Here is an 18,446-nt window from a genome sequence, read left to right on the forward strand (position 1 = left end):
TTATGGAAAACAACTTGCCTCCATCCACAGCTGATCAGCCGCGTTCTGCTGCTGCACTGCTTGCCGACGTCGACAAGGACCGGTCGGCCCTCATCCACCGCATGACCGCTCCCCGCTGGGCTGCTCCCGCGTTCGGCGTCCTTGCCGCACTCTGTGTCGCCTCCCCCGCGGCGGGAGACAACCGTTCGGGCAACTCAGCCCTGCTGATCATTGTCGGAATCCTGGTGGTCTACCTCTACCAGCGGACCACCGGTGTGAGACTGGCCAGTATCGGCTGGACGGCGTGGCTCATCTACGCCGCGACCCTGGTGTTTTGCCTGCTCATGCTCAGCGTCTCGCTGGGTCTCGTGTCATTTGACCTGTTCTGGTGGGTCATCGCTCCCGCTGCGGCCGCCTTCGGTGCGGGAACCCTGGGTGCCCACTACTTCATGCGAAGTGCCATCAGCCGGATCCGCAATGCCCGCTGAGACCACCGACGCCACTGGCGCTGTGTTCAACGAGCTGATTCACGCTCCGTTGCGTTTCAGGATCTGTGGACTGCTCCGGAACGTGAAGAGTGCAGACTTCTCGGCGATTCGTGAAGCCCTCAACGTCGGCGATGCGGCACTGTCGAAACACCTCAAGGTGCTGTCCGACGGCGGTTTTGTCGCCATGACGAAATCGTCCTCGGCGGGCCGGGCAGATGCCCGCCGGGTCAGCTGGCTCTCCCTGACCCCTCAGGGAAGAGCGGCCTTCGATTCCCACCTCGCTGCCCTGCAGGCCATTGCCGCCGGATTGAACGACGTCGACGACTGAACTCCTGCAACGACGACGGGACCGGCTAGCCGCTGATGGTGGCTGAGCGGGCCGGGACGTTCAGGGTCTTGCCGTGGGCGGTAACCGTGCGGGCAATGGTGGTGGTGTTGACCGCCACGACCGCGCCGTTGGACAGCTTCACGACGTTTACACCGGCCAGCTTCAACGGCGCCGCTGTTGCATAGGCACCAGAGGTGACGGCCGTGGTGAGAGCCTTGACCTGTGTGTCGAGCGCGTTGACCGAAGCGGTGGTCACGGTCTCGAAGTTGGAGTCGTCGTCCCAGGCGTTGTCCTGGCAGGTGGGTTCGGCCTGGGACAGGGTCGCCGTCATCTGCCGGGCGGCATAGGTCCGGGTCTGCAGAAGGTGTCCAAGCGTCATCCGGTGATCGAGCGTTCGCCGGGTTTTCGCCGCTGCGACCACCGAGGTCCGGAGGCTGTAACCGTCCCGCAAGCAGGGAGCCGAAGAGCCGATGTCGAGGCCCTGGCGGTACGCGGTGCTCGGAACCTCGCGCAGCGGGACCGAGTAGTCATGTTCGACGACGGGCATCCCGGCTGCGGTAATCGCCTGGTAGGCGGTGCTCGCCTGCTCCAGATCGACGACCGACAACGGGCGCCCCGTCCCGCTGGCGACGACGTGCTCCCGGAGCGCGAAATCAACCGAGCGGGTCGCCGCCAGTTTCTTGGCGAGGTTCACCTGATTGCTCCACGCCGGGTAGACACCAAGGTTCATGGCGACCGGAACGTCCCTGCCCATGGTGCGGGTGAGGGTTGTGTCGAAGCGCTGCACGGCGGCAATGAGTGCCGAACCGTACGCATCATCGTTGGCCCAGGGACCCCACTGCCCGACGTCGACCATGTCCTGGCCGTGGGAAGGAGACATTGAGGCGTCGTCGAGGAAAATCCCGTCGAACCGGGCGGGCGCGGCATTGGTGGTGCCGCGCTGCGAGTCGGTGCTTAGAATCTTGCGTGCCGTGGCTGCGCAGGCGTCGGCGTAGGCCGGCGAGAGATTGGCCACGGTGAGGTAGCGGTACGACGGGTAGGTGACAAAGCCGTCGTCGTTCTTGGCTACCTTTGGGTTCGTGGTACTGACGGCGAACTGCTTCCCGGCAGCGGTTGCGGTGTCGGCGCATGAGTTCTGGAAGACGCCGTTCCAGGGTTCAGCGTCGCGCATCGCCCCGATGTTCAGGTAGGCGAGGAACTCGGTGGTGGGGTTGGCCGCTTTCATGTCGGACAGGGTGCAGTCCCCTGGTGCGTCGGTGGTGGCCATCATGGGATCAACGATTGCCACTGAGACCTTGCCGGTGAGAGCTGCCCCGGGGCACAGCAACTGGCCCTGACGGTAGCCCTGGAGATAAGCGGGAAGCTGCTGACCGGTACTCACGGTCAGGTTGCTGGCCTGCAACGACGTGGGGAGCGTCTGGCTGCCGGCACTTGCCGGGACGGCGAGAGAGCTGACGACGAGTGCGGCAGCCAGACCCACGGAAACAAACGTTGCCCCAACGGCATTTAGTTTCATAAACACATAGTGGTGCACCGCCGGCGGCAAGATCCCGGAATGGTCTGAATCTGGGAGAATCCTGCGGAAAAACTTCCCAAAGCCCCCTGATAAGGGGCTTAATCAGGCGGGGCGGCGGAACATCACGCCTGTGCGCGGAGGAAGCACCACGGTCGACGGCGCGGGACTGCCCTCAGCGTCAACCATCCCAGCGGGAACCTTGACCTTGCGGCGGCGGCGGCCATCACTGTTGAAGTTGACGGCCGCGAATCCGCCCTCGAATTCTCTCCACCAGGAATGGTTCCTGCCCACGGGATCAGAGGTCGGATCGCCGAGCTCCCAGTCCAGTTCCGGGGCGTACTGAGTGCGGCTGTAGTCGTCATGGGCGGTGGCCGAGTACGCACCGCGGCCCGCCCCGAAGATCCAGAAGGCGGACAATCCGTAGGCGAAGTTCGGATGCCGGTCATCGCCATCCGTGGGGACCCGCAGGATGGAGAGCCCGGGCCCGGCAGCCTGCGACAGCTGCGCCTCAGCCGTCACCGGATCGAACAGGTGGACCGGACTGTAGCCGAGCCAGACCTCCTCGAAGCCGCCACCAAACGCAGCATGCGACTCCCACCGCCCGGCCTCACGCCGCGACTCGGCGATGTTCGGTACCAGGATCTTGCCCAGCCCGTTCAATGCCGTGCCCGCGGCATTCACCAGGTCGCCGAGCGCGGTCCGTAGTTCCGCCATCTCCGCTGCGCCGTCAATGGGCAACCCCAAGCCGTAATAGTCATCGAAGACATCGTTGTCGGCCATCACGCCGTCAAAGGGAGAGTCGCGCAGCTCCTCAACCACGTTGTCCACCCAGCGGCGCTGATAGGCCGGATCCCACACCTGCATCTGCCAGTGTCCCGGGTAGCGTTCCCACTCGATACGGGTGCCGTCGAGATGCGTGGCGAACCAGCCGTCGTCGGCCTCCGCATAGGAGACACCCGAGCTGTAGACCGGCCCCGGCTCGTAGCTGCGGGTCGAGGAAAGGCACTTGTAGCAGAGCACTGTCATGTCCGGCCGGAGCCGTTTCAGCTCGGCCGCGGCGGCTGTCTCCCAGGGCTGAAGGATCGCCACCCGGTAGTGCTCTGCGGCGAAAGCCAGCTGCCCCGGCAGAAACGGGTCGCCATACCGGATCCAGGCGCCGACTCCGGTCATAGGCCGGCCCGGGTGAACTCATCCAGTTCGGCAGTGGTGAGGTTTCGCAGGTCGGAGATGTCACCAACCGTCCGGTAGATCTCGTTGTACGAGGACATGATCTCGTGCATCTGGAAGAACTCCTGGACCCGGGTCCGGGCGTTCTCGGCGTACTCGGAGTAGAGCTTCCCGTTCCCGATCACGGTGCGGATGTTGTCAGCCATCTGCTGGACGTCGCCCGCGACGACAAGCTCGCCACAGGAACCGACGGTGCGGCCATCGCTGGTCAACAGCTGATCCCCGATCAGCTGCCTCATGCCGCCGACGTCGGTGCCGACGGTGGGAATCCCCGCGGCCATGGCTTCGAGGACCACAATGGGCTGGCCCTCGTTGTAGCTGGGCAGGACGAGGAGATCGAACTGGTGGAGCATGTCACGGACGTTCACCGTGCCATGGACTGTCACGTGGTCGTGAAGCCCCAGGCTATCGATCTTCGCGAGGCACGCCTCGTAGTACTTGGGCACATGCTCGGTTGGCCCGAGGACGTCGAGGTGCAGGTTGGGGAATCCGTGACGGCGCAGGATGTCCATGCTGGACAGCAGGTCCAGCAGCCCCTTGATCGGGACCACGCGGGCAATGTAGACGAGCCGCCAGACGTGGTCATCACCGTTCTCGATCAGGTGTGCCTGAGCGGTGAGCCGCGCCTTGTACTTGTCCTCGAACTCTTCGATGACCATTGCGTTCGGCACCACGACTGCCTTGTCGATGTCGGTGCCCAGGCGCGCCGCCTCGGTGATCGCCGTCGGATACAGGTAGGTGATCAGGGCCGCACTCGGATAGCAGAAGTGGCCCATCTCGGTCCACCAGGCCATCCAGGCCCGCTGCTCCGGGGTCACATCGAACGTGCGGTAGTCCTCAGAGGTGATTGACAGCGCCATGTTCCGGTCCAGCAGCGTGTTGACCGTGTCGCGGACGTACAGGTTGTGCTCGGTCAGGAGGAACGAAGTGCCGTGATCCCGCGCTGCTGCGGCACCGAGCAGGGAGGCATAGCCGGTGGTGTGCGCGTGGTACACGCGGGCCCTCGGCATGGTCTCCCCCAGGATCGCGTATGCGAGGGAGAGGAAGTTGCGCAGGGTCCAGAATGAGTCAGCGAGCGAGAGGTCAAGTTGCGGCATCCGGAGGGAGAGTGCCTCCATGAATTCACGGGTCCCCAGTAGCGCCCACAGCGGGTAGGAGCGCGTGCGCTGGTTGAAACCTTCATCGATCAGTTCCCAGAGGGGTTCCACCTCGCGCCGCTCGGACAGGGCGTAGAGCGCATCAAAGAGACGGTTGGCGAGCGCTGACCGTTCGGCGGGGCTCATCCCAAGGTCCTTCGACGAGACGGCCATAAAGTCGTGGCGGTGCTCCTGCATGCTCAGGTACACGGGCCGCACCCACACCACGTTCTCGGGCATCCCGTAGAGATCCTCGTGGGGTGCTTCCGAGTCCCAGGTGATGTGGATGATCCCGTAGGTGAGGTCCGGGTTATGGGTCACGATGTCGTGCACCACTGCCGAGACCCCACCCTTGAGGTAGGGGTAGGTGGACTCCATCACGATGGCGACATCGACGTCGTCGTACTGGTGCTGTGCCACTGCCTGACCGGGCAGGACGACGGCTGAGTGCTGGCGGGCGCGGCGTGACTTGGGGGTTTTGAACACGTACATGGTTTTTCCTTCGGCAGAGTCTTGCGCAGGACGGAGGGGAAGAGGGCCGGGCTACCAGGAGGTAGCGTGACGCCAGAAGAGGGTGTACTCGGGCTGCGCCCAGTGACGTTTGTAGAGGGTCCAGGCGACGCCGACCAGGACAAGGTCGGCAACCACGAGGGCGCCATAGGCGAGCGCGGCTCCGCCAGAGGTGTCGACGACGCCGACGAGCAGGAAAGCAGCGACGCAGAGCGCCAGGTGGATACCACCCAGCACCTGGGGCAGGATCTTCTCGCCGATGTAGTCCAGTTCGTAGCTGAGGAGGGTGAGGATCATGAAGGCCCACGAGGCCACTCCCACCGACACCGTCAGGAGAACGTTGACCGGCTGGATGCCATCGAGGAGCAGCGACACGACGAGGACGAGAACCATGCCGACGGCTCCGGTGCTGAGGATAGCCCGGTCCACCGTCCTGCTGAGCCGCTTCGATCGCTTGGCCAGAACGGTGAGTGGCTCGTTGGCGATGGTGTGGTGGAGTTCGGCCACAGCCTTGTCGACGCGCGGTGCCAGGTTCACGAAGTAGTAGTTGTAGGCGATGACCGCGGGAAGCATGGCCAGGAACACGATCACTACCTGGAAGTCGCCGTCGGTGACGAGAAAGAGCACAAACTTGTCGGCCCAGAGCACCGCGCCGAGCAACAGCCCGCGGACCAGGTCAGTCGCGAAGTCGCGTGCACCGAGGCGCCGGGTGAGACTGATGGCAGACAGCCCGCGCCCCATGGCGACGATCTGGGTGAGCGCGCCAACCAGCGGTGGGAGCCACCAGATGGTGGGAGCGATGAAGAGGGCCGCGGCGTATCCCACCCAGGCGATGGCCCACAGGCCGCGGCGGTCGCCAACATTCGCCAGAACGAGCGACTGGACGAAGAGCAGGTGCAGGGCGACCAGGGCGGCGTAGGTCGCGAGGGCGGTGAAGGACCAGTCAGTCGCCAGCCAGAGCGGGACCGCAAACACGAGGACGATCGGCAGGGCCTGAACGAGCATGGCCGGCCACGTGGTGCAGAAGCGGCGGGTGATCGCAAGCATGTCACGCTCGGCCATCAGGTCTCCGATGGCTCGGTATGCCGGAAGGCAGGCGGCCTGCGCGAGCCACGGCACGGTGATTGAGGAAGCAAGGACCACCAGCGTGAGTTGGACTCCGCCCACGCTGACAGCCGCCATCTCGGGGCTGACCAGCGGGTAAACCAGATTCAGCAGGATCACTGGCGAGAGGTACAGGAGCAGACCGGCACCGGGCCGGGAGCTGCCCTCGGTCTTCACCCGATCTCCTCCTGAGGAGCTGGGGCGGGGCCTGGCCAGCAGCAGCACCGCCATGAACAGGACTGCGCCGGCACCCAGTAGGGCGTAGGACCACCCCGCGGGGAGGATGCTGCCAGTGAGCGGTACGAGCGCCGTCAGGATGAGCGCAACCATGATGATGATCGTGCGTCGTCGGGCAAAGGAGTCCTGTAGGAGGGACTGTAGCGATGTCATGATTTCCCCTGGGCCCGTCGGTCCCGGTGTGGAACCCGGGTGCGGCGGCCGCGCTGTGAGACGTGAATGAGACGGTTATTCGGATTGAGCCATGCGTTGGTGCTGGTGAGGCCAGCGGCAGATGGATCCGATTTTTTCCCGCCCGAAGGCCAGGGGTGCGTCGTCGCCGGCTCTGCCAGCGAGCACCTTCTAGAAAAATATCTGTCAGGTGCAGCGTCGTCACGAGTAACGCTTACCTAGGGCACTCATTCAGGTACTTGGAGAAACCGCGTAGTTACTTGAACGTTTGACCGCTAACGGTCCGAATCCCCGCGATACCGGAGAAGCCTGCGGCGCTGCGGGTCCGTCAGCCCTCCTCCCCGGGGGGAGTCTGTGACCAATCGCACAGCCGAAAACCGGTCGATTCCTAACGGGAGGTGCTGTCGATGGCCGGTCTGCGCCAGTTCATCGCGGCGACCAGGAGAACGGTTCCGGCCAGTGTGCCAAAGGCGACGAGAGTGGCACCGATCATCCAGAGCCCCGAGTCGTCTGAGGTGGCGGCCGTGACAGCGAACGCGCCAGTGAAACCAGCGGGCATGGCGAGAATGACGATGGCCGGTGCGAGGAACTTGTTCGCGATCCACCCGAGGGCAACCCACGAGGCCACGCACCCGATTACCTGCCAGGGCTCGTAGGGGCCCGACGCCGAACCGGTGGCAGGGTCAATCTGGTAGCCCGTGTCCCAGGCGAACCAGCCCAGCCACAGGCCAGCGCTGAGCGCGATCGCACCGGCGGTCGCGAGCGCCCGCTGGGCCCGGGTCAGGGTGTGCCTCCGATGTTTCATCGCCGGCTACAGGGTCAGCCGGAAGACCCAGAGGAGGATTTCCTCGTCCCGTACCCACCAGTCCCGTTCCGGCTGGCGTTCAAACCCCAAGGACCGGTACAGCGCATGCGCGCGGGTCATGTCGGATCCACTGGTCAGAGATACTGCGGTGATGCCGTCCAACGACCGCGCGTGCTCGATGATCGCTTCGACCATCTGCCGTCCCACCCCGCCCCGTTGACAGGCCGGGTCAACGGCGAGCATGCGGAACTCCAGCTCGCCGGCAACGGCAATGTCCGTGTAGCGCTGCCCCTCAAAGGTGATCGCCACCGATGCCACCACCGTTGACTCCCGCTCGGCCACCCAGATCTCGGCGTGCTCAGCACGGTGTTCGACGTCGGCCAGCACCAGCAGGTAGGGGTGGTCCGGTCCCTCAAAGTACCCCGCCTCCAGGTAGGCGGCGCAGGTGATGCGGCGGACGTCGTCGTAATCCGCCGCAGTGACGGGGCGGATCACGAGGTCGGTTGGTGCTGTGGTGGTCATCTAATCCTCATCGGGAAGGCGGACGGGCACGACGCCGGAATGCCGCCTTCCAATTCTGCTACAGGTCCTGCTGCTTCTCCACAACGTCCCATTGGCCGAAGCGGACGAATCCCGCCGATTCCGCCAGCGCAGCCGACGCCACGTTGCTCAGTTGGCACCGGTACTGCGGTTCGTAACCCAGTTGCAGAGCCATCGAGCTGATGGCTCTCACTACCCGCCGGGCGTGTCCGTGGCCACGGTCGGCTGGCAAGGTGATGACTCCGAGGTCGGCCAGCCTGGTGCCGCGCCAGGGATACATGCTCGCCGCGGCGACCAACCTCCCCCCGGTGAACGTGCCGAACGCGAGCCAATGGTCGAGTTCGACGAACGCTTCGTCCAGGTCCGCTGCCGGTGCCTGACCCGTGAAACGGGTAAAGGCCTCCTGGTCTTCCGGTGTGAGCTGCCTCGTGCCTTCGGGACTGGGTTCACTCCTGACTGCTTCGTGATCGGTGGCGGGAAGGTAGAACAGGCAGTCCGGACCGTTCAGCCTAATCCCCGCGGCAGCGAGTCGCGGAGCGAGGTCCTCGACGCGGATTCCCTGGTGGGAAGAGACACCGAGGAGCTGGGCCCGTTCGGGTGTGAGAGTGAGCAGACTGGGGCCGTCCACTACGTGCAACACTGCCACCGCCCGGTCCTCAGCCATTGACGGGTCGATGACCACCTGGACGCTCCCCGCCGTCCCCGGGGACAGTTCCGCAGGGATCCAGTGCTGGGTCACTCTCGGAGAAAACACAGCTCAGGCTCCTGACTGGGAACTGGGCTTCGCGGCCATCTGGATCAGGACAATCCCGACGCTGATTGCCGCCTGCACCCCGACCAGCCAGGGATAGACGTCTCCGATGTACAGGGCAAGCAGCACCGGCACCATCGACAGGACAGTCACATCCAGACCACGGATCAGGGCAGCGATCTGGGCACGTGGGACTGGACCGAAGGGCGTCTCGGCAGCCGGGGCGGTCCAATCGGTGGGCGGTTTGGTGGCGGCCCGCACGGATCCAGCCCCCATCCCGAGGCCAGCCACCGCACCCAGCAGGATCAGAGCCGGTCCGCCGGCGCCGACTATCACGAGCATTCCGGTCACGGCTGCCATCCAGAGGCTCATCACCGCCGCTGGCATGAGCATCCGGCTGAGCATCACCGCCCATGAGGACACCGGAAGCATCGAATCGAGATCCGGCACCAGCGCGGTCCGTTGCGCGACGACCCCCATGCTGCCTGCGGTCACGCATCCGACGATGGTGATGACAAGGAGCTGGACCAGGGCTGGCAGGGCAGCGTCAGCCAGCACCAGAGCAATACAGGCTCCGATCCAGAGCAGTGGCCCGGCGAGCCCGCGCTGCAACCTGAGGAACGACACGATATCGGCTCGCACCAAAGCCGTGAGAGGGCTGCGGGTTGGCCGTGCGTACAGTTTCCGCGCCCGTTGTGATGCCTTGAGTCGTGGATCCGGCGCCAGCGCCCTGCGGAGCTCATTGACATCGAGCAGGAACACCGAAGCCCCTGCATGACCCGACACGCCTCCCCCACGGATCAGCTCGTGCCCGGCCACTGAACCGACCCTCGGTAGCACATAGGCGAGCACCACCAGCGAGGTCACGCCTGCGAGCGCGAGCGGCCAGACGGCAGCGGCCAGTGAGGGCAGCACAGCCAGCGGGAGGAGCGTCAGGACCGGCCACACCCGTTCGCCGCGTGTGGGTCTGGCCCGGAGCTGCAGCACCGCCGCGCCGCCGACTGCGATCACGGCCGTCAGACCAAAAGTGGCCGACGCCAGCAGGTGGGCCGTCCCTGACCTGCCCAGTTCGGTCAGGAAACTGAAGGGCAAGTACGCAACTGCGCTGGCCAGTCCCATCCCCAGGATGAGGCGGACGGTTCCAGGGAGGACCATGGGGCGCCGGTCAACCGGTAGCGGCAGCCACCAGGACCCTTCGCTGGAACTCACCGATGCTGGTCCAAGGCGTCGGGCCACGGTAAGAAGGCCAGCCAGTGCAACGTAGGTCAAGAGAAACCACATGAGTTCGGCGGGGAGTATGTGCCACTGCGTGTCAGCCAAACCGCCCCGGGTAGGATCCCTGCGAGCAATCTCGTCGCGCAGCGCAACCACAAAGGAGCCGGCGATCGCGAGGACGCAGGCCAGGGCGAGAGCGTTCGAGTAGATATCAACGAAGAGCCCGCCAACCGAGGTCCGGGCACGGTTGTACCGGCGGGACGACGTGCGGGTGAAGGCGACGACGGCTCGGGCAGTGGCGAGGGCCCCGTCCGCGTCCGCACCGGCGGCGGGACGGAGCCGAAGCGCTTCAGGAGCCGGCAATGATCGCAGCTCCCCGGTCAGGGTCGAGTTGCTCGACGACATCGTCAATCACCAGGCAGGTCGATGCGGTCTGCACCAGCAACCGCGGATCGTGGGTCACCAGCACGACAGCGGCACCCGCCTCTGCGTGGTCCCTGATCCGCTGCGCGAGCGCATCGCGCATGACCGGGTCGAGTCGCTGTTCGGGTTCGTCAAGGATCAGGAGGGATGATGGCCGGATCAGCCCGGCCGCCAGCAGGAGCCGCCGCCGCTGGCCGGAGGACAGGGACTCGGGAACGACGTCGGCCCTCTCCTGGAGCCCGAAGAACTCCAGCTCGGCTTCGACCCGCTCGTCCGGGGAATCCAGTGAATGGCCACGTGCGACGAGCAGCAGATGTTCCCGGACGGTAAGGGCCGGGAAGAACACGTCATCATCGAAGATCGCCGAGACCTGGCGACGGAACATCACGGCATCGGGGACCGCTGGCAGACCCTGCACCAGCACGTCGCCAGCCAGGGCGGGCTGCCGACCCGCAAGCGTCCGGACGACAGTCGATTTGCCTGCGCCGTTGACGCCGACGACGCCGAGAACCTCACCCTGGTGGACCGTCACGGACACCTCACCACAGACCGGCGCCCTGAAATAGCCAACGAGTAGTCCCGTGGCCTGAAGTACTGCCCCCATTTCAGCCATTCACTCATCGTAGTACTGAGCCCTTGATAGGCAAGCAGCTACTTGCCTATACTGGGTTCATGGCCGACGTCTTCCACGCTCTCGACGACGAAACGCGGCGGATCATCCTTGACGAACTGTCAGCCCGCGACGGTCAGACCCTGTTCGAAATATGTTCGGTGCTCGCCATGCGACACCAGCGGGGCCTGACCCGTCAGGCGATCTCGCAGCATCTGGCCGTACTTGAGTCAGCCCACCTGGTGGTGACCGAGCGGCGCGGCCGCTCCAAGTTCCACTATTTCAATCCGGGACCTCTCGCCGAAATCACCGGCAGATGGCCCACAGAGAAGAGGACCGAATGAAAATCGCACTGACCAGCCTGTTCGTTGACGACCAGCGAGCGGCGTTAGCCTTCTACACCGACGTCCTGGGCTTCACCAAGGGCCACGACATCCCGTTGGGTGAGGACTTCTGGCTGACCGTCCGGTCGCCTGAATCCCCCGACAGCCCCGAAATCCTGCTGGAACCGTCCAGCCACCCCGCGGTGAAGCCCTACCGCGATGCGCTGATTGAAGACGGAATCCCCCTGGCACAGTTCGCTGTGGAGGACCTGCAGTCCGAGTATGACCGGCTCACCGCAAAGGGAGTGGTGTTCACCCAGGCTCCCACCGACATTGGTACTGCACTGATGGCCGTTTTCGATGACACCTGTGGCAACCTGATTCAGTTGGTCGAAATGAAACAGGTCTGAGGCGTTATGAGCGAAGCACGTCGAAGGGAACTCGGGGACACAGACGCCCCGGTCGAGGATGAGCTGAAGGAGTCCTTCGACAACACCGTCGAAGAGGGTGCCGAGCGGCTGCATCGCACCTTCCGGAACATCCTGGTCACGGGGGTGTTCGGAGGGTTCGAAATAGGGTTGGGCATCATGGCCTACCTGGCGGTACTGCACGAGACGGGTGATCACCTGCTCTCCGGGCTCGCATTCAGCGTGGGCCTCGTCGCCCTGTTCCTGGCTCACAGTGAGCTGTTCACCGAGAAATTCCTGATGCCGGTAGCGGCAGTCGTCGCTAAAGAGGGCAGCCTGAAGCAGTTAGGCAAGCTCTGGGGAGGCACCCTCGTCGCGAACCTGGTCAGCGGTTGGGCCTTCGTCTGGATAGTCATGCAGGCGTTCCCGGAGTGGAACGAGACGGTTGCCGAGAGTGCACACCACTTCATTGATGCGCCGTTCTCCCTGCAGGTGGTCGCGCTGGCCGTGCTCGGTGGGAGCACCATCACCCTGATGAGCCGGATGCAGCAGGGCACATCCAACGACGTCGCCAAGATCGTGGCAACGGTCATCGGCGGATTCCTGCTGGCAGGCCTGCAGCTGTTCCACTCAATCCTGGATTCCCTGCTGATCTTCGCCGCCATCCATTCCGGTGCCGACATCAGCTACCTGCAGTGGCTCGGTTGGTTTGGATACACCCTGGCGTTCAACATGCTGGGTGGACTGCTCCTCGTGACGCTGCTTCGCCTGGTCCGCACCAAGGAACTGATCGAGAAGCGGCGCGAGGAGGCTCCAGCGGATCCGGACGCCCCACACGAGCGCTGACGACGTCGACAGCCTTACGCTCAGGAGCGTCGGTACCCGGTGCCATCCGGGCGCCGGACCAGGTGGCCATAGTCCACCAGTGCCCGGCGCAAGGTGGGGATATCCCGGGTGACGGTGGCGAGCACCAGATTCACTTCCCGTTCGGAGAGCTCCTGGTCCGCGGGTATGAGCCGTTCGGCCAGGTGCTCAAGCACCGCAGTGCGCTCCGCAGGGTTCCGTGGCAACCCGTCCAATCGTCCGTCGAGGAAGAACCGGTCAACTCCCTGCGGCTTCTTCCGGGCGGAGGCTGCCAGCACTTCCTGGAACAGGTCGGCGTTCACCGTGCCGTGCGTGGTCAGCAGCCCCGCCGTCGTGAGTTTTTCCAGTTCTTTCGTCGACGCATCGGTGTGCTGGCCGAGCACAGCAGCGGCGTAGAGCTCGCGCAACCGTGGTGCGGAGAGGGTTGAGAAGGCCTTCTGCCAACTCGTGGTCATGCGTTGCTCCCCGGCGGGAGCAGGGTCAGTGCTGTGGCCCGTTGCACCAGCTCCGGCGTCCCGGCGGCGGTGAAGGCTCCGAACCGTTCGGCTGCATCCGGCCCGCCGTCGAGCGAGGACGTAAGATCCGGGCGGAGCACCGTGGCGCCGGCCTCCTCGGCGATGAGGACGCCGGCAGCCCAATCGTGTTCATTCAGTCCCCGTTCCAGATACCCGTCAAGGGTGCCATCCGCAACCATGCACAGGTCAAGTGCCGCCGATCCCAGCCGACGGACGTCCCCAAACCCCTCGAGGAGTGAGGACAACTCCCCCACCTGCTGCGCCCGGGCGGCGGCGTCGTAGGTGAAACCGGTGCCCAGGAGGGCGCCGACCCGTCCGTTCTCGGGGCCCTTGAGACGGGTCACCCGGCCATGATCCCTCACCCAGGCACCCTGCCCGGCCGCTGCCCAGTACACCCGGTCCAGCGCCGGCGCATGGACCACCCCGGCCAGCCAGCGGCCATCGGCATCGGCGGCCGCCACCGACGTGCAGTAGTAGACAATGTTGCGGATGAAGTTGGTGGTGCCGTCCAGCGGGTCGATGGACCACCGCACTTGGTCGGCTCCGGAGGCCCTGTCGGGAACAGTGGTTCCAAGCTCCTCACCGGTGATCACGTCGTGGGGTCGGGACCGGGAGATGACATTCCGCACGGCGCGTTCGGCCGCCAGATCGAAAGCCGTCACCCAATCGCTGTCCGAACTCTTGTTCTGCGACCCCATGGCCTCGGTTGTCCGGCGGACCAACACGTCAGCTCCCGCAGAGGCAGCCTGTTTTGCCAGGTGCAGCAGCTCCGTCGGGGTAACACTCACGCTGGCCCCTCCTCGAGCAGCCGGGTGAAGCCTTCCTCGTCCAGCACCGTCAGCCCCAGGGCTTCGGCCTTGTCCAGTTTGGTGCCGGCGTTCTCCCCCGCCACTACGTAGTGGGTGTTCTTCGAAACCGATCCCGACGCCTTGCCACCGCGCTGGATGATCGCCTCTTTCGCTTCATCCCGGCTGTAGCGTTCCAGCGATCCGGTCACGACGACTGTCACTCCCTCAAGGGTGCGGGGCATGGAGGTGTCGACGTCGTCCTCCATCCGGACCCCCGCGGCAGCCCAGGCGTCAACGATCTCCCGGTGCCAGTCCTCAGCGAACCATTCAGTGAGCGCCGCGGCGATGGTAGGGCCGACGCCGTCGACGTTCGCCAGTTCCTCCTCGGAGGCCGCCCGGATGCGGTCCATGGAGCCGAACGCTGTGGCCAGGGCACGCGAGGCCGTCGGTCCCACATGCCTGACCGACAGGGCGACCAGGACGCGCCACAGCGGCTGCTGCTTTGCCTTCTCCAGTTCGGTGAACAGACGCCGGGTGTTGGCGCTGGGTTCGGACGGTTTCTTGGCGGTGCCCTTGGTGTAGAAGTAGGGCACCAGTTCCTTGCCAACCACCTCGCCCTTGACCCGCTTGTCCCGCAGGATCCGCACGTCGGCGAGCGCCTCGGGGGTCAGGTCGAACAGTTGCGCCTCGGAGGTCAGCGGTGGGTCGGTCGGCTCGGCGGGCTGGGTGAGCGCGATCGCCGCTTCCCACCCGAGCGCTTCGATGTCGAAGCCCCCTCGACCGGCGAGGTGGAACACCCGCTCCCGCAGCTGGGACGGGCAGGACCGGGCATTGGGGCAGCGGATGTCGACGTCGCCCTCCTTCGCTGGGGCGAGCGGGGTGCCACAGGACGGGCATTCGGTCGGCATGACGAACTCGCGTTCGGTCCCGTCACGGAGGGCGACCACTGGGCCCACGATCTCCGGGATCACATCCCCCGCCTTGCGGAGCACCACCATGTCCCCGATCAGGACCCCCTTGGCCTTGACCACGTCCTGGTTATGCAGGGTCGCCATTTCGACTGTGGAGCCAGCAACCTTGACCGGCTCCATCATCCCGAACGGCGTGACGCGGCCGGTGCGGCCCACGTTCACCCGGATGTCGAGCAGCCGGGTGTTGACCTCTTCGGGCGGGTATTTGAAGGCCACCGACCAGCGGGGCACCCGGGAGGTATGTCCGAGGGCCCGCTGTAACGCGAAATCATCGACCTTGACGACGATGCCGTCGATCTCGTGGAACAGGTCATGCCGGTGTTTCCCATAGTGCTCGATGAAGTCAACCACCGCAGGGGCGTCGTCGAGCACCTTGTAGTAGGGAGAGGTGGGCAGGCCCCATTCCTTCAGCAGGCCGTAGGTTTCCGACTGGGACTGCGCTGCGAGTCCCTCGCGGACGCCGATACCATGCACGTACATGTCCAGCGGGCGCTCGGCGGTCAGTGCAGGGTCCTTCTGGCGGAGGGAACCGGCTGCGGCGTTGCGGGGGTTGGCAAACGGCGCCTTCCCCGCGGCGACCATCCGTTCGTTGAGCTGGGCGAACGCTGCGGACGGGAAGAAGACCTCACCGCGGACCTCCATCTCGGCCGGGTGGCCGGTCCCGGCGAGGACCCTGGGGATCGACTTGATGGTCAGGACGTTGTGCGTGATGTCCTCACCGGTGGTGCCGTCCCCGCGGGTAGCGGCACGCACCAGCTCCCCGTTCCGGTAGAGCAGGTTGACTGCCAGACCGTCAATCTTCAACTCGGTCAGCCACTTGATGGTGCTCCCCGGACTGACGGACTCAACGCTGGCGGCGGCACGGCTCACCCAGACATCCAGTTCGTCCAGCGAGAACACGTCCTCCAGGCTGTACATCCGCTGCAGGTGGTCCACGGCAGCGAATGCGGAGGACGCGTCACCGCCGACTTCCTGGGTCGGGGAATCGTTCGCTACCAGCTCGGGGTGAAGCGCCTCGATCTTCTCCAGCCGGCGGAACAGCTCATCGAACTCGGCGTCCGAGATGGTCGGTGCGTTCTCGTTGTAGTAGGCAAACCGGTGACGGCGCACTTCCTCGGCCAGCGAGTCGTATTCCTCCCGCAGGGAATCTACCGGGGTCTGATCCGGAGCGAGTTCGATGTCTGGGTTATCAGGTGTTCTGGCCACAGTCCTATCTTGCCTCAGTAGTAAGCAGGATGCTTGTTGTGCCGCTACGACCCGACCCGGAGATCCTTCAACGTGTTTTGGATCAGCTCGACGTCGGTGACCTCGGTTTCGGGGACTGTTGTCCAGTACACGCCAGCGTCGGACTTGTTCAGCCGCATAGCTTCGGCAGTGTCCGCGTTGTGACCGGTGTAGAAAAGGCGGAACACGCGGGTTTCGCCGTCGTGGGACACAGCGGTGATCCTGAACGGCTCGCCCTTGAAACGGCAGGTGGAGTTGAGCTCGAACAGCTCATCGAGATCCGACAGGGGCACTTCGCGGGCCCAGCAGCCGCGTTCGGTCTGGGTGAATCCGCCAACCTCTTCGGGTGGCTGGCTGGTTGCTGCGAGGATCACAGCGGTGTTTTCCTTCACCAGGTCGGCGCTGAAACGGAAGCCGTCCCAGATTGCGACCCACCCCATGACGAGAGAGGGCAGACTAGGGGCTGGAGTCGCCAAACCCGAACCCTGGGCCAAAGCCCACCCGTTGGCGACATCGCGGTAGACGGCAAGGAAGGCGGCATTGCCGTCCGGGGTGATCCGGTACAGCTCAGCTGCAGGCGGGATCCTCACCTCGTCAAGGAAGTATTGCGGCACGTAGCCGCCGTCGAACAGTGCGAAGCCGTTGCCCGTGAACGGCGGGCGATCCACGAACTCAGGGGCGATTGGCGTGTGAACGTAGACGCCCGGCGGCTCGGCAAAGCGGAGCACATCGAAGTAGGCGGCGTTGGGGTCCCAGGGCGACCCGGCGAAGCCCACGCCATGTGCTTGGTACAGACGATCCTTCGACAGCCCGACGACGTCGGCAGCGTTCAACACGAAACCCGACACCGTGTCCCTGTTGCCTTCCACCAGTTGTGCAACATGTGCCGGGCTGAGGGCCTTCTGGAAAATCACTGCGAGTCCTTACGTTGGTGTCCGGGGCTACGCCCCATGTCTACCACGGGTCCGGAAGTGCGGATGACCCTAGGCCTGAGGCAGGGCCAAATCGGTCATTATGGTGCTGAAATCTGACATCTGCGACCAAGGAAGGTCCCCGATGACACCTGCCCGGCCCGCTTCCACGGCCTCGAGCTGCGGTGCTGCCCCAGATTCCAACAGTTCGATCATCTCCGGCGAGTATCCCCCGCGCACGGCAACGGTTCCGTCTTCGGAGTAGGCGATGATCCCGAACTGAAGTCCCCGCCACATCCCGGTGGAGGTGAGGCTCACATAGCGTTCTACTTCCGCCGTCAGGACCCTCCGGCGGTAGGTAGTCCTCCCGGACCCTGGATTGAAGGAGCCGGGAAGCGGGATCCATTCAGCCGACAAATCTTCTGCGACCCGGTGCCTGATCCACATGTCGGTGCCGATCGAGTAGCCCTCGTAAAAGTTCCCATTCCACTCGATGTAGTGCCCGGACACCAGGACACCATCAGGACAAGCCACGTAATTCTCAGACAACGGCTCATCCGGTAGACGGTTCTCTGGGTCGGGCGGAGGAACCAGACGCAACTCAACCATGTAAACCTCTCATCCTTCTCCGCCGGTCAACAACCGTCGTTCACGATCACTAGCAGAACCTCGGTGCCCCGAGGTTATCGGGCTGGCAGGACGCACAATTCGTTGCCCGAGGGGTCGGCATAGATCCGCCAGGGCAGGTCGCCCCAGTCGGGGTTGAGCTCTTGCCCGCCACGGGTGGCGATCCCCTCGGCGACGTCGTCGGGGCTGTCTGCGGACTCGAGCCGGACATCGAGGTGAAGCCGGTTTTTCGCGGTTCCCTTCGGTGCAGGCTCGGGACAGAACTCGAGCAATGGGCCGCGATGGGAGGGATGCCGCAACGTGGTGGGCGATCCGGCCAGCTGGGGCCATCCGGTGAGCCACGACCAGAACGCGGCGTCCCGCTCCGGATCGGCAGAATCGATCGGCAGGGCAGCGATAGGTCCGGTGTTGGAATAGGCCGGCCGCTCATTCATGACGCAGAAGGCGTTGCCTTCCGGATCGGCGAGCACGGTCCAGGGCACACCGCCCTGTCCAATGTCGAGATGCCGTGCACCGAGCCCGAGCAACCGCTCGACGACGTCGGCCTGGCGATTCCCGCCGAGCAGATCCAGGTGAATCCGGGGTTCCGACGACGGCGGTTCGTGGACGCGCTGGAAGCATAGATCGAGCGCCGGTCCGCCATCGACGGCCAGCCGTGTTTCGAAGATGCCGGGCTCGTCGGTGAGCCGTTCGCCGTCGAGCGCTGCCTCCCAGAACTGTCCCAGGCGATGCGGCTCCATCGCGTCAATGACGATGTTCTCCAGATACATGGTCCA

20 protein-coding genes are annotated in these 18,446 nt (G+C 64.9%); 5 read left to right on the plus strand and 15 right to left on the minus strand.

Annotated features, from left to right (window positions below; genetic code table 11):
- Window positions 1-2 precede the first annotated feature (2 nt).
- Both HMI58_RS06680 and HMI58_RS06685 read left to right on the plus strand, forming a co-directional pair.
- Window positions 3-467 (plus strand): hypothetical protein, encoded by a 465-nt coding sequence (locus tag HMI58_RS06680; protein ID WP_171618586.1) that lies wholly within the window; start codon window positions 3-5, stop codon window positions 465-467.
- The gene (locus HMI58_RS06685) at window positions 457-795 is read left to right on the plus strand and encodes a transcriptional regulator (protein WP_171618587.1); all 339 of its coding nucleotides are present in this window, start codon (window positions 457-459) and stop codon (window positions 793-795) included. Before HMI58_RS06680 ends, HMI58_RS06685 begins: the two co-directional genes overlap by 11 nt.
- 25 nt (window positions 796-820) lie before the next feature.
- Here the strand turns inward: HMI58_RS06685 and HMI58_RS06690 are convergent, their stop codons facing one another.
- The 9 genes from HMI58_RS06690 to HMI58_RS06730 form a co-directional block, all read right to left on the minus strand.
- Window positions 821-2,311 (minus strand): hypothetical protein, encoded by a 1,491-nt coding sequence (locus tag HMI58_RS06690; RefSeq protein WP_171618588.1) that lies wholly within the window; start codon window positions 2,309-2,311, stop codon window positions 821-823.
- Window positions 2,312-2,413: 102 nt separating this feature from the next.
- Entirely contained in the window at window positions 2,414-3,481 is a 1,068-nt protein-coding gene (locus HMI58_RS06695) for a putative glycoside hydrolase (RefSeq protein WP_171618589.1), read from the minus strand.
- Window positions 3,478-5,166 carry a GT4 family glycosyltransferase PelF gene (gene pelF / locus HMI58_RS06700; protein WP_171618590.1) on the minus strand — a complete coding sequence of 563 codons (1,689 nt, stop codon included), beginning with the start codon at window positions 5,164-5,166 and terminating at the stop codon, window positions 3,478-3,480. Before pelF ends, HMI58_RS06695 begins: the two co-directional genes overlap by 4 nt.
- Before the next feature lie 51 nt (window positions 5,167-5,217).
- Entirely contained in the window at window positions 5,218-6,678 is a 1,461-nt protein-coding gene (locus HMI58_RS06705; protein ID WP_171618591.1) for a hypothetical protein, read from the minus strand.
- Window positions 6,679-7,084: 406 nt separating this feature from the next.
- Window positions 7,085-7,501: a hypothetical protein gene (locus HMI58_RS06710; RefSeq protein ID WP_171586341.1), complete on the minus strand. Its 417-nt coding sequence runs from the start codon at window positions 7,499-7,501 to the stop codon at window positions 7,085-7,087.
- Window positions 7,502-7,507: 6 nt separating this feature from the next.
- The gene (locus HMI58_RS06715) at window positions 7,508-8,023 is read right to left on the minus strand and encodes a GNAT family N-acetyltransferase (RefSeq protein WP_171586342.1); all 516 of its coding nucleotides are present in this window, start codon (window positions 8,021-8,023) and stop codon (window positions 7,508-7,510) included.
- 58 nt (window positions 8,024-8,081) lie between these two features.
- On the minus strand, window positions 8,082-8,780 hold the full coding sequence (locus HMI58_RS06720; RefSeq protein WP_171618592.1) for a GNAT family protein: 699 nt from the start codon (window positions 8,778-8,780) through the stop codon (window positions 8,082-8,084).
- Window positions 8,781-8,798: 18 nt separating this feature from the next.
- The gene (locus tag HMI58_RS06725) at window positions 8,799-10,412 is read right to left on the minus strand and encodes a DUF6297 family protein (protein ID WP_192476254.1); all 1,614 of its coding nucleotides are present in this window, start codon (window positions 10,410-10,412) and stop codon (window positions 8,799-8,801) included.
- Window positions 10,357-11,043, minus strand: coding sequence for an ABC transporter ATP-binding protein (locus HMI58_RS06730; RefSeq protein ID WP_225667944.1), 687 nt, complete (start codon window positions 11,041-11,043; stop codon window positions 10,357-10,359). Before HMI58_RS06730 ends, HMI58_RS06725 begins: the two co-directional genes overlap by 56 nt.
- Before the next feature lie 59 nt (window positions 11,044-11,102).
- Here HMI58_RS06730 and HMI58_RS06735 point away from each other — a divergent pair, with 59 nt between their 5' ends.
- From HMI58_RS06735 to HMI58_RS06745, 3 genes are read left to right on the plus strand one after another with little or no spacing between them, the layout of a single operon-like run.
- Window positions 11,103-11,384 (plus strand): metalloregulator ArsR/SmtB family transcription factor, encoded by a 282-nt coding sequence (locus HMI58_RS06735; protein WP_171586344.1) that lies wholly within the window; start codon window positions 11,103-11,105, stop codon window positions 11,382-11,384.
- A complete protein-coding gene (locus HMI58_RS06740) occupies window positions 11,381-11,773 on the plus strand; it encodes a VOC family protein (RefSeq protein WP_171618593.1) in 393 nt (130 codons plus the stop codon). The genes HMI58_RS06735 and HMI58_RS06740 overlap by 4 nt, the downstream gene beginning before the upstream one ends.
- Before the next feature lie 6 nt (window positions 11,774-11,779).
- The gene (locus tag HMI58_RS06745) at window positions 11,780-12,616 is read left to right on the plus strand and encodes a formate/nitrite transporter family protein (protein WP_171618594.1); all 837 of its coding nucleotides are present in this window, start codon (window positions 11,780-11,782) and stop codon (window positions 12,614-12,616) included.
- 20 nt (window positions 12,617-12,636) lie between these two features.
- On the opposite strand, the gene HMI58_RS06750 is transcribed toward HMI58_RS06745, so the two are convergent.
- From HMI58_RS06750 to HMI58_RS06775, 6 genes are all read right to left on the minus strand, one after another.
- Complete coding sequence (locus HMI58_RS06750; protein ID WP_171618595.1) at window positions 12,637-13,089, minus strand: DUF2087 domain-containing protein; 453 nt, start codon at window positions 13,087-13,089, stop codon at window positions 12,637-12,639.
- Window positions 13,086-13,937 carry an inositol monophosphatase family protein gene (locus tag HMI58_RS06755; protein ID WP_171618596.1) on the minus strand — a complete coding sequence of 284 codons (852 nt, stop codon included), beginning with the start codon at window positions 13,935-13,937 and terminating at the stop codon, window positions 13,086-13,088. The genes HMI58_RS06750 and HMI58_RS06755 overlap by 4 nt, the downstream gene beginning before the upstream one ends.
- The gene (gene ligA, locus HMI58_RS06760) at window positions 13,934-16,114 is read right to left on the minus strand and encodes an NAD-dependent DNA ligase LigA (RefSeq protein ID WP_318779155.1); all 2,181 of its coding nucleotides are present in this window, start codon (window positions 16,112-16,114) and stop codon (window positions 13,934-13,936) included. Before ligA ends, HMI58_RS06755 begins: the two co-directional genes overlap by 4 nt.
- A 44-nt stretch (window positions 16,115-16,158) precedes the next feature.
- Entirely contained in the window at window positions 16,159-17,046 is an 888-nt protein-coding gene (locus HMI58_RS06765; protein ID WP_171618597.1) for a hypothetical protein, read from the minus strand.
- Window positions 17,047-17,115: 69 nt separating this feature from the next.
- Window positions 17,116-17,553, minus strand: a complete 438-nt coding sequence (locus HMI58_RS06770) for a hypothetical protein (RefSeq protein ID WP_171618598.1) — start codon at window positions 17,551-17,553, stop codon at window positions 17,116-17,118.
- A 173-nt stretch (window positions 17,554-17,726) separates the two neighbouring features.
- Entirely contained in the window at window positions 17,727-18,440 is a 714-nt protein-coding gene (locus tag HMI58_RS06775; RefSeq protein ID WP_171618599.1) for a VOC family protein, read from the minus strand.
- Between the last annotated feature and the right edge of the window lie 6 nt (window positions 18,441-18,446).

The sequence above is a fragment of the Arthrobacter sp. 147(2020) genome (assembly GCF_013116715.1).
Lineage (GTDB): Bacteria > Actinomycetota > Actinomycetes > Actinomycetales > Micrococcaceae > Arthrobacter_D.

What these genes read in the sequence shown, in the direction of transcription:
- HMI58_RS06680 (WP_171618586.1), top strand. Translation starts at nt 3, where the DNA reads ATGGAAAACAACTTGCCTCCATCCACAGCTGATCAGCCGCGTTCTGCT.
- HMI58_RS06685 (WP_171618587.1), top strand. Translation starts at nt 457, where the DNA reads ATGCCCGCTGAGACCACCGACGCCACTGGCGCTGTGTTCAACGAGCTG.
- HMI58_RS06690 (WP_171618588.1), bottom strand. Translation starts at nt 2,311, where the DNA reads ATGAAACTAAATGCCGTTGGGGCAACGTTTGTTTCCGTGGGTCTGGCT.
- HMI58_RS06695 (WP_171618589.1), bottom strand. Translation starts at nt 3,481, where the DNA reads ATGACCGGAGTCGGCGCCTGGATCCGGTATGGCGACCCGTTTCTGCCG.
- pelF (WP_171618590.1), bottom strand. Translation starts at nt 5,166, where the DNA reads ATGTACGTGTTCAAAACCCCCAAGTCACGCCGCGCCCGCCAGCACTCA.
- HMI58_RS06705 (WP_171618591.1), bottom strand. Translation starts at nt 6,678, where the DNA reads ATGACATCGCTACAGTCCCTCCTACAGGACTCCTTTGCCCGACGACGC.
- HMI58_RS06710 (WP_171586341.1), bottom strand. Translation starts at nt 7,501, where the DNA reads ATGAAACATCGGAGGCACACCCTGACCCGGGCCCAGCGGGCGCTCGCG.
- HMI58_RS06715 (WP_171586342.1), bottom strand. Translation starts at nt 8,023, where the DNA reads ATGACCACCACAGCACCAACCGACCTCGTGATCCGCCCCGTCACTGCG.
- HMI58_RS06725 (WP_192476254.1), bottom strand. Translation starts at nt 10,412, where the DNA reads ATGTCGTCGAGCAACTCGACCCTGACCGGGGAGCTGCGATCATTGCCG.
- HMI58_RS06730 (WP_225667944.1), bottom strand. Translation starts at nt 11,043, where the DNA reads ATGGCTGAAATGGGGGCAGTACTTCAGGCCACGGGACTACTCGTTGGC.
- HMI58_RS06735 (WP_171586344.1), top strand. Translation starts at nt 11,103, where the DNA reads ATGGCCGACGTCTTCCACGCTCTCGACGACGAAACGCGGCGGATCATC.
- HMI58_RS06740 (WP_171618593.1), top strand. Translation starts at nt 11,381, where the DNA reads ATGAAAATCGCACTGACCAGCCTGTTCGTTGACGACCAGCGAGCGGCG.
- HMI58_RS06745 (WP_171618594.1), top strand. Translation starts at nt 11,780, where the DNA reads ATGAGCGAAGCACGTCGAAGGGAACTCGGGGACACAGACGCCCCGGTC.
- HMI58_RS06750 (WP_171618595.1), bottom strand. Translation starts at nt 13,089, where the DNA reads ATGACCACGAGTTGGCAGAAGGCCTTCTCAACCCTCTCCGCACCACGG.
- HMI58_RS06775 (WP_171618599.1), bottom strand. Translation starts at nt 18,440, where the DNA reads ATGTATCTGGAGAACATCGTCATTGACGCGATGGAGCCGCATCGCCTG.